Source organism: Pseudomonas sp. AC255 (genome assembly GCF_979258175.1).
Genome location: NZ_OZ409841.1, coordinates 5,187,537 through 5,201,931, shown reverse-complemented (window position 1 = coordinate 5,201,931; position 14,395 = coordinate 5,187,537). Strand labels below are relative to the sequence as shown.

Here is a 14,395-nt window from a genome sequence, read left to right as displayed (position 1 = left end):
CATGATCCTCTCGTTTGGATAGTCTCTGTAGATACAGTTCATTTGTATTGTGAGTGAGCAGTTAACTGTTTATGGATGGTGTACGGGTCGAAATTGGGCAAACTGTACCTGTCTGCACTTGATTGGTGCATTTCGGCTCGTATCAGGGGGTTGAGTAGGAGTTTGCGGTAGGAAAAGACCGGTACAGCAGTACAGTTTTTTTGCGATCCTGCTTCTCGCGGGCATCCCTCGAGGCAAAACTGTGTTTGCCTCGGTGGTTATCTGTGTGAATCACACTGCCAGCATGCGCCCGGTTTCTTCCAGGTTCATATGCCAGCTCAGGGCTTCGCGCAGAATATGCGGGGTGTGACCGCCGATTGCACAGGCAGCGCTGAAGTAATCATTCAGTGCCTGGCGGAAGTCCGGATGCACGCAGTTGTCGATGATCACTCGTGCACGTTCCCGTGGCGCCAGGCCACGCAGGTCGGCGAGGCCGACTTCGGTCACCAGAATGTCGACGTCATGCTCGGTATGGTCGACGTGGCTGACCATCGGCACCACGCTGGAAATCGCGCCACCCTTGGCAATCGATTTGGTCACGAATACCGCCAGATGCGCATTGCGTGCGAAGTCGCCGGAACCGCCGATGCCGTTCATCATCCGCGTACCGCAGACATGGGTGGAGTTGACGTTGCCATAGATGTCGAACTCCAGCGCGGTGTTGATGCCAATGATGCCCAGGCGCCGCACCACTTCCGGGTGATTGGAGATCTCCTGCGGCCGCAGAATCAGTTTGTCCTTGTACTTCTCCAGGTTGCCGAACACGTCGCTGTTGCGGCGCTCGGACAGGGTGATCGAACTGCCCGAGGCGAAGCTCAGCTTGCCGGCATCGATCAGGTCGAAAGTCGAATCCTGGAGCACTTCCGAGTACATGGTCAGGTCTTCGAACGGCGAGTCGATCAAGCCGCACATCACCGCGTTGGCGATGTTGCCGATGCCGGCCTGCAGTGGGCCAAGCTTGTTGGTCATGCGCCCGGCCGCGACTTCCTGCTTGAAGAAGGTGATCAGGTGTTCGGCAATGGCATTGGTATCAACGTCCGGTACCGATACTGTGGACGGCGAGTCCGACTGCTGAGTGATGACAATCGCAACGATCTTCTCCGGTGGAATCGGGATCGCCGTGCTGCCGATGCGATCGTCGACTTTCACCAGCGGGATTGGCGTCCGCGTCGGGCGGTACGTCGGGATATAGATGTCGTGCAGGCCTTCGAGGTTGGCGTTGTGGGCCAGGTTGATCTCGACTATCACTTGTTTGGCGAAGATCGCGAAGCTGGCCGAGTTGCCCACCGACGTGGTCGGCACGATATGACCTTGTTCGGTGATGGCGACTGCCTCAATGACGGCAATGTCCGGCAGTTTCAACTGTTGGTTGCGCAGTTGCTCTACGGTTTCCGAGAGATGCTGATCAATGAACATTACTTCGCCGGCGTTGATTGCCTTGCGCAACGTGCTGTCGACCTGAAACGGCATGCGCCGCGACAGCACGCCGGCCTCGGTCAGTTGCTTGTCGAGGTCGTTGCCCAGGCTGGCGCCAGTCATCAGGCTGATCTTCAGCGGCGTGACCTTGGCGCGCTCGGCCAGTGCGTGGGGAACGGCCTTGGCTTCGCCGGCGCGGGTGAAACCGCTCATGCCGACGGTCATGCCGTCCTCAATCAGAGCAGCGGCGTCGGCAGCGCTCATCACTTTATCCAACAACGAAGGCAGGCGAATACGGTCACGGTACATGGATTATTATCTCGGGCAACGAGTAGCAGGATGCGCAGTCTAGTGAATTTGGCCGGCGCCTGTCCCGCTACCAAGGTCGCAAACGAGGCCTCTATTTCGCGGGTTTGCAGTAAAACACCGTTACCGGATCTGCAACAACGCGGCAAATTGTCCAGCGTCTGGCGCAAACAAAAACGCCCCGACAAGTCGGGGCGTTCGCTATTGCAGTGGTGAATTACTCGACCGCTTTGACCATGTCTTCGATGACTTTCTTCGCATCGCCGAAAACCATCATGGTTTTGTCCAGATAGAACAGTTCGTTGTCCAGGCCGGCGTAGCCGCTGGCCATCGAGCGCTTGTTGACGATGATGGTCTTGGCCTTGAACGCTTCGAGAATCGGCATACCGGCAATCGGTGACTTCGGATCGTTCTTCGCGGCCGGGTTGACCACGTCGTTCGCGCCGAGCACCAGCACCACGTCGGCCTGACCGAACTCGGAGTTGATGTCTTCCATCTCGAACACCTGGTCGTAAGGCACTTCGGCCTCGGCGAGCAGGACGTTCATATGCCCAGGCATCCGACCGGCCACCGGATGGATCGCGTACTTCACAGTCACGCCGCGATGGGTCAGCTTCTCGGTCAGCTCCTTCAGCGCATGTTGTGCACGCGCTACTGCTAAGCCATAACCCGGGACGATGATCACGGTGTCGGCGTTGGTCAGCAGGAAAGTCGCGTCATCCGCCGAGCCGGATTTCACCGGGCGGGCTTCCTGCGCACCGGCAGGACCTGCATCTGCCGTATTGCCGAAACCGCCGAGCAGTACATTAAAGAAGGAGCGGTTCATCGCCTTGCACATGATGTACGAGAGAATCGCACCGCTCGAACCCACCAGCGAGCCGGCAATGATCAGCATCGAGTTGTTCAGCGAGAAACCGATGCCCGCCGCCGCCCAGCCGGAATAGCTGTTGAGCATCGACACCACCACCGGCATGTCGGCGCCGCCGATCGGGATGATGATCAGCACGCCCATCACGAACGCCAGGGCCAGCATCAGTGCGAACGCCGTAAGGTTGCCGGTGAACATGAAAGTCAGACCGAGAACCAGCGTTGCCAGACCCAGAATCGCATTGAGCTTGTGCTGGCCACTGAACTGTACCGGTGCGCCCTGGAACAGGCGGAACTTGTACTTGCCCGAGAGCTTGCCAAAGGCAATCACCGAACCGGAGAAAGTGATCGCACCGATTGCCGCACCGAGGAACAGCTCCAGACGGTTGCCCGCCGGGATCGCATCGCCCAGCTGTTTGACGATACCCAACGACTGCGGCTCAACTACCGCCGCAATGGCAATGAACACCGCCGCGAGGCCGATCATGCTGTGCATGAACGCTACCAGTTCCGGCATCTTGGTCATTTCAACGCGCTTGGCCATGATCGAACCGGCGGTGCCGCCGACCAGCAGGCCAACGATCACATAACCGATGCCAGCCGTGGCCAGTTCAGCGCCCAACTTATAGATGAGGCCGACCGTGGTGATGATGGCCAGTGCCATGCCAAGCATGCCGAACAGGTTGCCGCGCCGCGAGGTGGTCGGGTGCGACAGGCCTTTGAGGGCCTGGATAAAGCAGATCGACGCGATCAGGTAGAGCGTCGTCACGAGATTCATGCTCATTACTTCGGCGCCTCTTCTTTTGCTTTCGGGGCTTTCTTCTTGAACATCTCAAGCATGCGGCGGGTGACCAGGAAGCCACCGAACACATTGACCGCCGCCAGTGCCACAGCCAGCGTGCCCATGGTCTTGCCCAAAGGCGTGATTGTCAGCGCAGCGGCGAGCATGGCGCCGACGATCACGATCGCCGAGATCGCGTTGGTGACTGCCATCAACGGCGTGTGCAGCGCAGGCGTAACGTTCCAGACCACGTGGTAACCGACATAAATCGCCAGCACGAAGATGATCAGGTTGTAGATACCGGGGGAGATAAGCTCTTCCATCGTCTGAATCCCTGCTTAGGCGTTTTTGCGGATGACTTGGCCGTCGCGGCACATCAGGCACGCGGCGACGATGTCGTCTTCGAGGTTGACGTCGAACTGGCCTTCCTTGGTAAACACCAGCTTGAGGAAGTCCAGCAGGTTGCGTGCGTACAGCGCCGAAGCGTCGGCGGCGACTTCACCGGCGAGGTTGGTCGGACCGACGATCGTCACACCGTTTTCCACAACGACCTGATCGGCGACGGTCAGCGGACAGTTGCCACCCTGAGCGGCCGCGAGGTCGATGACCACCGAGCCCGGCTTCATCTGCGCCACGGTCTCGGCGCTGAGCAGCGTCGGCGCCTTGCGGCCCGGAATCAGCGCAGTGGTGATGACGATATCAGCCTGCTTGGCGCGCTCGTGCACGGCCTGGGCCTGACGCTGCATCCAGCTCGCCGGCATCGGCCGCGCGTAACCGCCGACACCGACGGCGCATTCGCGCTCTTCATCGGTCTCGTAAGGCACGTCGACGAACTTCGCGCCGAGGGATTCGATCTGTTCCTTCACCGCTGGGCGCACGTCGGACGCTTCGATCACCGCACCCAGGCGTTTCGCCGTGGCAATCGCCTGCAAACCGGCCACGCCTGCGCCAAGAATCAGCACCCGCGCCGCTTTCACGGTACCCGCAGCAGTCATCAGCATCGGCATGAAGCGTGGGTAATAGTGAGCCGCGAGCAACACCGCTTTGTAGCCGGCGATATTCGCCTGCGACGACAACACATCAAGACTCTGCGCCCGCGAGGTGCGCGGCGCCGCTTCGAGGGCGAATGCGGTAATGCCGCATTCGGCCATCTTCGCGATGGTCTCGTTGTTGAACGGGTTGAGCATGCCCACGAGCACCGTGCCGCGCTTGATCAGCGGCAGTTCGGCATCGCTTGGCGCGACCACTTTGAGAATCAGCTCGGCGCCAAACGCGTCATTGGCGCTGCCAATGCTTGCGCCGGCCGCTTCATAGGCACTGTCGACGACACTGGCTTTGACGCCAGCGCCGCTTTGCACAGTGACCTTATGGCCTTGGCTGATCAGCTTCTTGATGGTTTCCGGGGTTGCAGCAACCCGTGTTTCACCGGTCTGGGTTTCGAGAGGAACACCAATGTGCACGTCAAATCTCCTGCGTGATCTTATTGAGTAAACCCATGCACTACGGATGGTGCGACTGGGGCGGCCGATCAGCACGATCCCGCCGAATCAGGGCGGGGCGCGGCATTTTGCAGGCGAACTTTATGCCCTTCAAGGGATTATGACGTGTGACGGAAAATTAACTACAAGTCATGCCGTGACCGAATGTCGCAGATGGCCAGTTGAACCCCTTGCAGGCCGTGCCCTGCAAGGATTCTGGCTGAATTTGAAAAAAATTCGCATCGGTGGCGTGAATAGGCAGCAATGAGTCGCCATTAGAGGCTCAAAGCCACGTGTTTGGCAGCTTGTGGGACGTCTGTACGACTTTCGGATACAGTCTGCTCAGAAGCGACAAATAGTTATATCTGTAGGGCTTTGGTTTTTCTGACTACGGGGTTAGGTATTGCGCAAGGCCTTTATTCTTCTAGGCTGTAGCTCTGCGCCTGATTTACCAGCCAGTCACGAAATGCTTTCAGCGAAGCCGATTCGACTTTTCGCTCCGGAATCATCAGGTAATAGGCCTTGATGCTGGAGAGCGCTTGAGAGTTGGCAACCACCAGACGTTTCTCTGTCAGCTCGCGCTGAATCAGAAACGGCGGAATCAGCGCAACGCCCATGTCGTGCATGGCTGCCTGGGCAAGCATGGAGAATAGCTCGTAGCGTGGACCTGTCATGTCGCGAGGGATATTCAGTTGCTGCGAGTTGAACCATTGGCGCCAGGCGTAAGGTCGGGTGGTCTGCTGCAGCAGCGGTAGCTCGGCGATGGCTTGCGCTGTCAGCTGCGTGTGATCGCCGAGTAGGGCGGGGCTGCACACCGGCATCGGATTCTCGCCCATCAATCTGTGGGATTCGGTACCCGACCAATCGGCATCGCCGAAGTAGATCGCGGCATCGAATTCGGTGTCGGCAAACAGGAACGGCCGGGTGCGGTTGGTCAGGTTGACGGTCACTTCCGGGTGCTTGAGCTGGAAATCCTTGAGCCGTGGCAGCAGCCATTGCGTGCCGAAGGTCGGGACGACTGCGAGCTCGATGACGTTGGTGCCCTGCTGGCCCATCACGGAAAGGGTGTCGCGCTCCACTGCATCGAGCTGAGTCGCCACCCGACGGCTATATGAAAGACCCGCCTCGGTCAGTTTCACTCCACGCCGCGAGCGTCGGAACAGTTCCACGCTGAGGAAATCTTCCAGGCTGGCGATCTGTCGGCAAATGGCGCCTTGGGTGAGCGACAGTTCTTCAGCAGCACGGGTAAAGCTCTCATGGCGGGCGGCAGCTTCGAAACTGATCAGGGCGGCGGTGCTGGGAATCTTCCTGCGCATGTACGTCAACCTCACTAATGCGCCGCATAAAAGGCTATTCGCGACGGTACGGAGTGAGAAATTAGCACAACAGAATGCGAAATCCTCGTTTGCCCCGACGGCGAACCGCGCCTAGGATCAATGCCACGTTAATTCACCCGATTGCGAGGGCACACTCATGGGCGGTAAAGCTAGCTTCAACTGGATCGATCCCCTGCTGCTGGATCAACAGCTCACTGAAGAAGAGCGGATGATCCGCGACACCGCCGCGCAGTTCGCTCAACAGAGTCTCGCCCCGCGTGTGCTCGAAGCTTTCCGTCATGAAAAGACCGACCCGGCAATCTTCCGCGAGATGGGTGAAGTCGGCCTGCTCGGTGCGACCATTCCCGAACAATACGGTGGCAGCGGTCTGAACTATGTCAGCTACGGCCTGATTGCCCGTGAGGTCGAGCGCGTCGACTCTGGCTATCGCTCGATGATGAGCGTGCAATCCTCACTGGTGATGGTGCCGATCAACGAATTCGGTACCGAAGCACAGAAGCAGAAGTACCTGCCGAAACTGGCTTCCGGCGAATGGATCGGTTGCTTCGGTCTGACCGAGCCGAACCACGGTTCCGATCCGGGCGCGATGATCAGCCGGGCGCGCAAGGTCGATGGCGGCTACAGCCTGACCGGCGCGAAGATGTGGATCACCAACAGCCCGATTGCTGACGTATTTGTGGTCTGGGCCAAGGATGATGCCGGCGATATCCGTGGATTCGTTCTGGAGAAAGGCTGGAAAGGTCTGAGCGCTCCGGCGATTCACGGCAAGGTCGGCCTGCGCGCTTCCATCACCGGCGAGATCGTCATGGACAATGTGTTCGTGCCGGAAGAAAACATCTTCCCGGACGTCCGAGGTCTGAAAGGTCCGTTCACCTGCCTCAACTCCGCACGCTACGGCATTTCCTGGGGCGCACTGGGCGCGGCCGAGTTCTGCTGGCACACCGCGCGTCAATACACTCTGGATCGTCAGCAATTCGGTCGACCGTTGGCCGCGACTCAACTGGTGCAGAAGAAACTCGCCGACATGCAGACCGAGATCACTCTGGCGCTGCAAGGCTGCCTGCGCTTGGGCCGGATGAAGGACGAAGGTACCGCGGCCATTGAAATCACTTCGATCATGAAGCGCAACTGCTGCGGCAAGTCGCTGGATATTGCGCGGATGGCGCGCGACATGCTCGGTGGCAATGGTATCTCCGATGAGTTCGGCGTGGCCCGTCACCTCGTCAACCTGGAAGTGGTGAATACCTATGAAGGTACCCATGACGTTCACGCGCTGATCCTCGGGCGTGCGCAAACCGGTCTGCAGGCGTTCTATTAATAGGAGGGCGGACCATGGGCGCGCTGTCGCATCTACGGGTACTGGATTTATCACGAGTGCTGGCCGGGCCTTGGGCCGGACAGATCCTCGCCGACCTGGGCGCCGAGGTGATCAAGGTCGAGCGCCCGGGCAATGGTGATGACACCCGCGCCTGGGGCCCGCCCTTTCTTAAAGACGCTTACGGCGAGAACACATCGGAAGCGGCTTATTACCTCTCGGCAAACCGCAACAAGCAATCGGTGACCATCGACTTCACTCGGCCTGAAGGGCAGAAGCTGGTGCGCGACCTGGCGGCGAAGTCGGACATTCTGATCGAGAATTTCAAGGTGGGCGGTCTGGCGGCCTATGGTCTGGACTATGAGTCGCTGAGGGTTCTCAACCCGAATCTGATCTACTGCTCAATCACCGGCTTCGGCCAGACCGGCCCGTACGCGAAGCGCGCAGGGTATGACTTCATGATCCAGGGGCTTGGCGGCTTGATGAGCCTGACCGGCCGGCCTGACGGAGATGAGGGCACCGGTCCGGTGAAAGTCGGTGTCGCGCTCACGGATATTCTTACTGGGCTGTATTCAACGGTGGCGATTCTCGCGGCGTTGGCTCATCGCGATCACGACGGTGGCGGCCAGCACATCGATATGGCGTTGCTGGATGTGCAGGTCGCGTGTCTGGCTAACCAGGCGATGAACTACCTGACCACGGGCAATGCGCCAAAGCGTCTGGGAAATGCGCATCCCAACATCGTGCCTTATCAGGACTTTCCTACGGCGGATGGTGACTTCATTCTTACCGTGGGTAATGACGGGCAGTTCCGCAAGTTCGCAGAGGTGGCTGGCCAACCGCAGTGGGCGGATGATCCGCGCTTCGCGACCAACAAGCTGCGGGTAGCGAACCGCGCGGTGCTGATCCCGTTGATCCGCCAAGCTACGGTCTTCAAGACCACGGCCGAGTGGGTTGCTCAACTGGAGCAGGCGGGTGTGCCTTGTGGGCCGATCAATGATCTGTCGCAGGTGTTTAAAGATCCCCAGGTGAAGGCGCGCGGTCTGGCGATAGAGCTGCCGCATGCATTGGCGGGGATGGTGCCTCAGGTGGCCAGCCCGATTCGATTGTCGGAGACGCCCGTTGAATATCGTCATGCGCCTCCTTTATTAGGTGAGCACACATTAGAGGTTCTGCAGCGGGTGCTGGGTCTGGGGGCAGGCGCGGTGGCTGCGTTGAAGGAGGAAGGCGTCCTTTAAGTCTTCTTCTATATAGAAGAAGCTCTTTTCTCATTTGATTGGATGTTTTTTAACCAATACGCAAGTTATTGAAAGAAAAGCGAAATTAACGGTTGACGGCAGATTCCAGAGGTCTATAATTCGCCCCACTTCCGGCGCAGTCGAAACGGAAAACTCCTTGAGATTCAAAGAGTTACGCAGTTTTCGACAGCGGCTTGCTTCAGATCATCGAGGCCTGGGAGGAGTTGAAAGAGCAGCGATGTGTAGCTCTTTTAACGGTTCGATCTTCTCGGTCGAAAGCGGAGAAAAAGAGGTGTTGACAGCAGCGATTAACGCTGTAGAATTCGCCTCCCGCTAACGAGAGATCGGAAGCGCAAGTGGTTGAAGTTGTTGAAGAATTCTTCGAAAACTTCTGAAAATAATCACTTGACAGAAAATGAGGCTGCTGTAGAATGCGCGCCTCGGTTGAGACGAAAGATCTTAACCAACCGCTCTTTAACAACTGAATCAAGCAATTCGTGTGGGTGCTTGTGCAGTCAGACTGATAGTCAACAAGATTATCAGCATCACAAGTTACTCCGCGAGAAATCAAAGATGTAACCAACGATTGCTGAGCCAAGTTTAGGGTTTCTTAAAAACCCAAAGATGTTTGAACTGAAGAGTTTGATCATGGCTCAGATTGAACGCTGGCGGCAGGCCTAACACATGCAAGTCGAGCGGATGAAAGGAGCTTGCTCCTGGATTCAGCGGCGGACGGGTGAGTAATGCCTAGGAATCTGCCTGATAGTGGGGGACAACGTTTCGAAAGGAACGCTAATACCGCATACGTCCTACGGGAGAAAGCAGGGGACCTTCGGGCCTTGCGCTATCAGATGAGCCTAGGTCGGATTAGCTAGTTGGTGAGGTAATGGCTCACCAAGGCGACGATCCGTAACTGGTCTGAGAGGATGATCAGTCACACTGGAACTGAGACACGGTCCAGACTCCTACGGGAGGCAGCAGTGGGGAATATTGGACAATGGGCGAAAGCCTGATCCAGCCATGCCGCGTGTGTGAAGAAGGTCTTCGGATTGTAAAGCACTTTAAGTTGGGAGGAAGGGTTGTAGATTAATACTCTGCAATTTTGACGTTACCGACAGAATAAGCACCGGCTAACTCTGTGCCAGCAGCCGCGGTAATACAGAGGGTGCAAGCGTTAATCGGAATTACTGGGCGTAAAGCGCGCGTAGGTGGTTTGTTAAGTTGGATGTGAAATCCCCGGGCTCAACCTGGGAACTGCATCCAAAACTGGCAAGCTAGAGTATGGTAGAGGGTGGTGGAATTTCCTGTGTAGCGGTGAAATGCGTAGATATAGGAAGGAACACCAGTGGCGAAGGCGACCACCTGGACTGATACTGACACTGAGGTGCGAAAGCGTGGGGAGCAAACAGGATTAGATACCCTGGTAGTCCACGCCGTAAACGATGTCAACTAGCCGTTGGGAGCCTTGAGCTCTTAGTGGCGCAGCTAACGCATTAAGTTGACCGCCTGGGGAGTACGGCCGCAAGGTTAAAACTCAAATGAATTGACGGGGGCCCGCACAAGCGGTGGAGCATGTGGTTTAATTCGAAGCAACGCGAAGAACCTTACCAGGCCTTGACATCCAATGAACTTTCCAGAGATGGATTGGTGCCTTCGGGAACATTGAGACAGGTGCTGCATGGCTGTCGTCAGCTCGTGTCGTGAGATGTTGGGTTAAGTCCCGTAACGAGCGCAACCCTTGTCCTTAGTTACCAGCACGTAATGGTGGGCACTCTAAGGAGACTGCCGGTGACAAACCGGAGGAAGGTGGGGATGACGTCAAGTCATCATGGCCCTTACGGCCTGGGCTACACACGTGCTACAATGGTCGGTACAAAGGGTTGCCAAGCCGCGAGGTGGAGCTAATCCCATAAAACCGATCGTAGTCCGGATCGCAGTCTGCAACTCGACTGCGTGAAGTCGGAATCGCTAGTAATCGCGAATCAGAATGTCGCGGTGAATACGTTCCCGGGCCTTGTACACACCGCCCGTCACACCATGGGAGTGGGTTGCACCAGAAGTAGCTAGTCTAACCTTCGGGAGGACGGTTACCACGGTGTGATTCATGACTGGGGTGAAGTCGTAACAAGGTAGCCGTAGGGGAACCTGCGGCTGGATCACCTCCTTAATCGACGACATCAGCTGCTGCATGAGCTCCCACACGAATTGCTTGATTCATTGAAGAAGACGATAGAAGCAGCTTTAAGCTCCAAGCTGATAGCTCTGAGCTAACAGTTACAAGCTCGAAATTGGGTCTGTAGCTCAGTTGGTTAGAGCGCACCCCTGATAAGGGTGAGGTCGGCAGTTCGAATCTGCCCAGACCCACCAATTTTGTTATGGGGCCATAGCTCAGCTGGGAGAGCGCCTGCCTTGCACGCAGGAGGTCAGCGGTTCGATCCCGCTTGGCTCCACCATAAACTGCTTCGAAGTTTGAGAGTTTAGAAATGAATATTCGAACTGAATATTGATTTCTAGTCTTTTGATTAGATCGTTCTTTAAAAATTTGGGTATGTGATAGAAAGATAGACTGAACGTTACTTTCACTGGTAACGGATCAGGCTAAGGTAAAATTTGTGAGTTCTCTTAGTTGAGAAATTCGAATTTTCGGCGAATGTCGTCTTCACAGTATAACCAGATTGCTTGGGGTTATATGGTCAAGTGAAGAAGCGCATACGGTGGATGCCTTGGCAGTCAGAGGCGATGAAAGACGTGGTAGCCTGCGAAAAGCTTCGGGGAGTCGGCAAACAGACTTTGATCCGGAGATGTCTGAATGGGGGAACCCAGCCATCATAAGATGGTTATCTTGTACTGAATACATAGGTGCAAGAGGCGAACCAGGGGAACTGAAACATCTAAGTACCCTGAGGAAAAGAAATCAACCGAGATTCCCTTAGTAGTGGCGAGCGAACGGGGACTAGCCCTTAAGTGGCTTTGAGATTAGCGGAACGCTCTGGAAAGTGCGGCCATAGTGGGTGATAGCCCTGTACGCGAAAATCTCTTGGTCATGAAATCGAGTAGGACGGAGCACGAGAAACTTTGTCTGAATATGGGGGGACCATCCTCCAAGGCTAAATACTACTGACTGACCGATAGTGAACTAGTACCGTGAGGGAAAGGCGAAAAGAACCCCGGAGAGGGGAGTGAAATAGATCCTGAAACCGTATGCGTACAAGCAGTGGGAGCAGACTTTGTTCTGTGACTGCGTACCTTTTGTATAATGGGTCAGCGACTTATTTTCAGTGGCGAGCTTAACCGAATAGGGGAGGCGTAGCGAAAGCGAGTCTTAATAGGGCGTCTAGTCGCTGGGAATAGACCCGAAACCGGGCGATCTATCCATGGGCAGGTTGAAGGTTAGGTAACACTGACTGGAGGACCGAACCGACTACCGTTGAAAAGTTAGCGGATGACCTGTGGATCGGAGTGAAAGGCTAATCAAGCTCGGAGATAGCTGGTTCTCCTCGAAAGCTATTTAGGTAGCGCCTCATGTATCACTGTAGGGGGTAGAGCACTGTTTCGGCTAGGGGGTCATCCCGACTTACCAAACCGATGCAAACTCCGAATACCTACAAGTGCCGAGCATGGGAGACACACGGCGGGTGCTAACGTCCGTCGTGAAAAGGGAAACAACCCAGACCGTCAGCTAAGGTCCCAAAGTTATGGTTAAGTGGGAAACGATGTGGGAAGGCTTAGACAGCTAGGAGGTTGGCTTAGAAGCAGCCACCCTTTAAAGAAAGCGTAATAGCTCACTAGTCGAGTCGGCCTGCGCGGAAGATGTAACGGGGCTCAAACCATACACCGAAGCTACGGGTATCATCTTCGGATGATGCGGTAGAGGAGCGTTCTGTAAGCCTGTGAAGGTGAGTTGAGAAGCTTGCTGGAGGTATCAGAAGTGCGAATGCTGACATGAGTAACGACAATGGGTGTGAAAAACACCCACGCCGAAAGACCAAGGTTTCCTGCGCAACGTTAATCGACGCAGGGTTAGTCGGTCCCTAAGGCGAGGCTGAAAAGCGTAGTCGATGGAAAACAGGTTAATATTCCTGTACTTCTGGTTATTGCGATGGAGGGACGGAGAAGGCTAGGCCAGCTTGGCGTTGGTTGTCCAAGTTTAAGGTGGTAGGCTGAGATCTTAGGTAAATCCGGGATCTTAAGGCCGAGAGCTGATGACGAGTGTTCTTTTAGAACACGAAGTGGTTGATGCCATGCTTCCAAGAAAAGCTTCTAAGCTTCAGGTAACCAGGAACCGTACCCCAAACCGACACAGGTGGTTGGGTAGAGAATACCAAGGCGCTTGAGAGAACTCGGGTGAAGGAACTAGGCAAAATGGCACCGTAACTTCGGGAGAAGGTGCGCCGGTGAGGGTGAAGGACTTGCTCCGTAAGCTCATGCCGGTCGAAGATACCAGGCCGCTGCGACTGTTTATTAAAAACACAGCACTCTGCAAACACGAAAGTGGACGTATAGGGTGTGACGCCTGCCCGGTGCCGGAAGGTTAATTGATGGGGTTAGCTAACGCGAAGCTCTTGATCGAAGCCCCGGTAAACGGCGGCCGTAACTATAACGGTCCTAAGGTAGCGAAATTCCTTGTCGGGTAAGTTCCGACCTGCACGAATGGCGTAACGATGGCGGCGCTGTCTCCACCCGAGACTCAGTGAAATTGAAATCGCTGTGAAGATGCAGTGTATCCGCGGCTAGACGGAAAGACCCCGTGAACCTTTACTATAGCTTTGCACTGGACTTTGAATTTGCTTGTGTAGGATAGGTGGGAGGCTTTGAAGCGTGGACGCCAGTTCGCGTGGAGCCATCCTTGAAATACCACCCTGGCAACTTTGAGGTTCTAACTCAGGTCCGTTATCCGGATCGAGGACAGTGTATGGTGGGTAGTTTGACTGGGGCGGTCTCCTCCTAAAGAGTAACGGAGGAGTACGAAGGTGCGCTCAGACCGGTCGGAAATCGGTCGTAGAGTATAAAGGCAAAAGCGCGCTTGACTGCGAGACAGACACGTCGAGCAGGTACGAAAGTAGGTCTTAGTGATCCGGTGGTTCTGTATGGAAGGGCCATCGCTCAACGGATAAAAGGTACTCCGGGGATAACAGGCTGATACCGCCCAAGAGTTCATATCGACGGCGGTGTTTGGCACCTCGATGTCGGCTCATCACATCCTGGGGCTGAAGCCGGTCCCAAGGGTATGGCTGTTCGCCATTTAAAGTGGTACGCGAGCTGGGTTTAGAACGTCGTGAGACAGTTCGGTCCCTATCTGCCGTGGACGTTTGAGATTTGAGAGGGGCTGCTCCTAGTACGAGAGGACCGGAGTGGACGAACCTCTGGTGTTCCGGTTGTCACGCCAGTGGCATTGCCGGGTAGCTATGTTCGGGAAAGATAACCGCTGAAAGCATCTAAGCGGGAAACTTGCCTCAAGATGAGATCTCACTGGAACCTTGAGTTCCCTGAAGGGCCGTCGAAGACTACGACGTTGATAGGTTGGGTGTGTAAGCGCTGTGAGGCGTTGAGCTAACCAATACTAATTGCCCGTGAGGCTTGACCATATAACACCCAAGCAATTTGCTGACCTGAAAAGG

At 55.9% G+C, this 14,395-nt stretch carries 7 protein-coding genes, 2 tRNA genes and 2 rRNA genes; 6 read left to right on the top strand and 5 right to left on the bottom strand.

Features of this window, described 5'->3' with window-relative positions; translation table 11 throughout:
* Positions 1-270: 270 nt before the first annotated feature.
* The 5 genes from ACZZ0K_RS23360 to ACZZ0K_RS23340 form a co-directional block, all read right to left on the bottom strand.
* Entirely contained in the window at positions 271-1,764 is a 1,494-nt protein-coding gene (locus ACZZ0K_RS23360) for an acetyl-CoA hydrolase/transferase family protein (protein WP_071173986.1), read from the bottom strand.
* A 214-nt stretch (positions 1,765-1,978) separates the two neighbouring features.
* Complete coding sequence (locus tag ACZZ0K_RS23355) at positions 1,979-3,412, bottom strand: NAD(P)(+) transhydrogenase (Re/Si-specific) subunit beta (protein WP_041476447.1); 1,434 nt, start codon at positions 3,410-3,412, stop codon at positions 1,979-1,981.
* Positions 3,412-3,732 carry an NAD(P) transhydrogenase subunit alpha part 2 gene (locus ACZZ0K_RS23350; protein WP_217828949.1) on the bottom strand — a complete coding sequence of 107 codons (321 nt, stop codon included), beginning with the start codon at positions 3,730-3,732 and terminating at the stop codon, positions 3,412-3,414. Before ACZZ0K_RS23350 ends, ACZZ0K_RS23355 begins: the two co-directional genes overlap by 1 nt.
* Before the next feature lie 15 nt (positions 3,733-3,747).
* Positions 3,748-4,869, bottom strand: a complete 1,122-nt coding sequence (locus tag ACZZ0K_RS23345) for a Re/Si-specific NAD(P)(+) transhydrogenase subunit alpha (RefSeq protein WP_041476446.1) — start codon at positions 4,867-4,869, stop codon at positions 3,748-3,750.
* A gap of 434 nt (positions 4,870-5,303) precedes the next feature.
* On the bottom strand, positions 5,304-6,203 hold the full coding sequence (locus tag ACZZ0K_RS23340; RefSeq protein WP_095182267.1) for a LysR family transcriptional regulator: 900 nt from the start codon (positions 6,201-6,203) through the stop codon (positions 5,304-5,306).
* A gap of 157 nt (positions 6,204-6,360) precedes the next feature.
* Here ACZZ0K_RS23340 and ACZZ0K_RS23335 point away from each other — a divergent pair, with 157 nt between their 5' ends.
* From ACZZ0K_RS23335 to ACZZ0K_RS23310, 6 genes are all read left to right on the top strand, one after another.
* The gene (locus tag ACZZ0K_RS23335) at positions 6,361-7,542 is read left to right on the top strand and encodes an acyl-CoA dehydrogenase (RefSeq protein WP_463559439.1); all 1,182 of its coding nucleotides are present in this window, start codon (positions 6,361-6,363) and stop codon (positions 7,540-7,542) included.
* 14 nt (positions 7,543-7,556) lie between these two features.
* Positions 7,557-8,777 carry a CaiB/BaiF CoA transferase family protein gene (locus ACZZ0K_RS23330; RefSeq protein ID WP_463559437.1) on the top strand — a complete coding sequence of 407 codons (1,221 nt, stop codon included), beginning with the start codon at positions 7,557-7,559 and terminating at the stop codon, positions 8,775-8,777.
* A gap of 630 nt (positions 8,778-9,407) precedes the next feature.
* Positions 9,408-10,944: ribosomal RNA gene (locus ACZZ0K_RS23325) — 16S ribosomal RNA — on the top strand.
* A 123-nt stretch (positions 10,945-11,067) separates the two neighbouring features.
* Positions 11,068-11,144 (top strand) — tRNA-Ile (locus tag ACZZ0K_RS23320).
* 10 nt (positions 11,145-11,154) lie between these two features.
* Positions 11,155-11,230, top strand: a tRNA-Ala gene (locus tag ACZZ0K_RS23315).
* A gap of 238 nt (positions 11,231-11,468) precedes the next feature.
* Positions 11,469-14,362, top strand: a 23S ribosomal RNA gene (locus ACZZ0K_RS23310).
* Together the 16S and 23S rRNA genes with 2 tRNA genes alongside form the textbook arrangement of a ribosomal RNA operon.
* Positions 14,363-14,395: the final 33 nt, after the last annotated feature.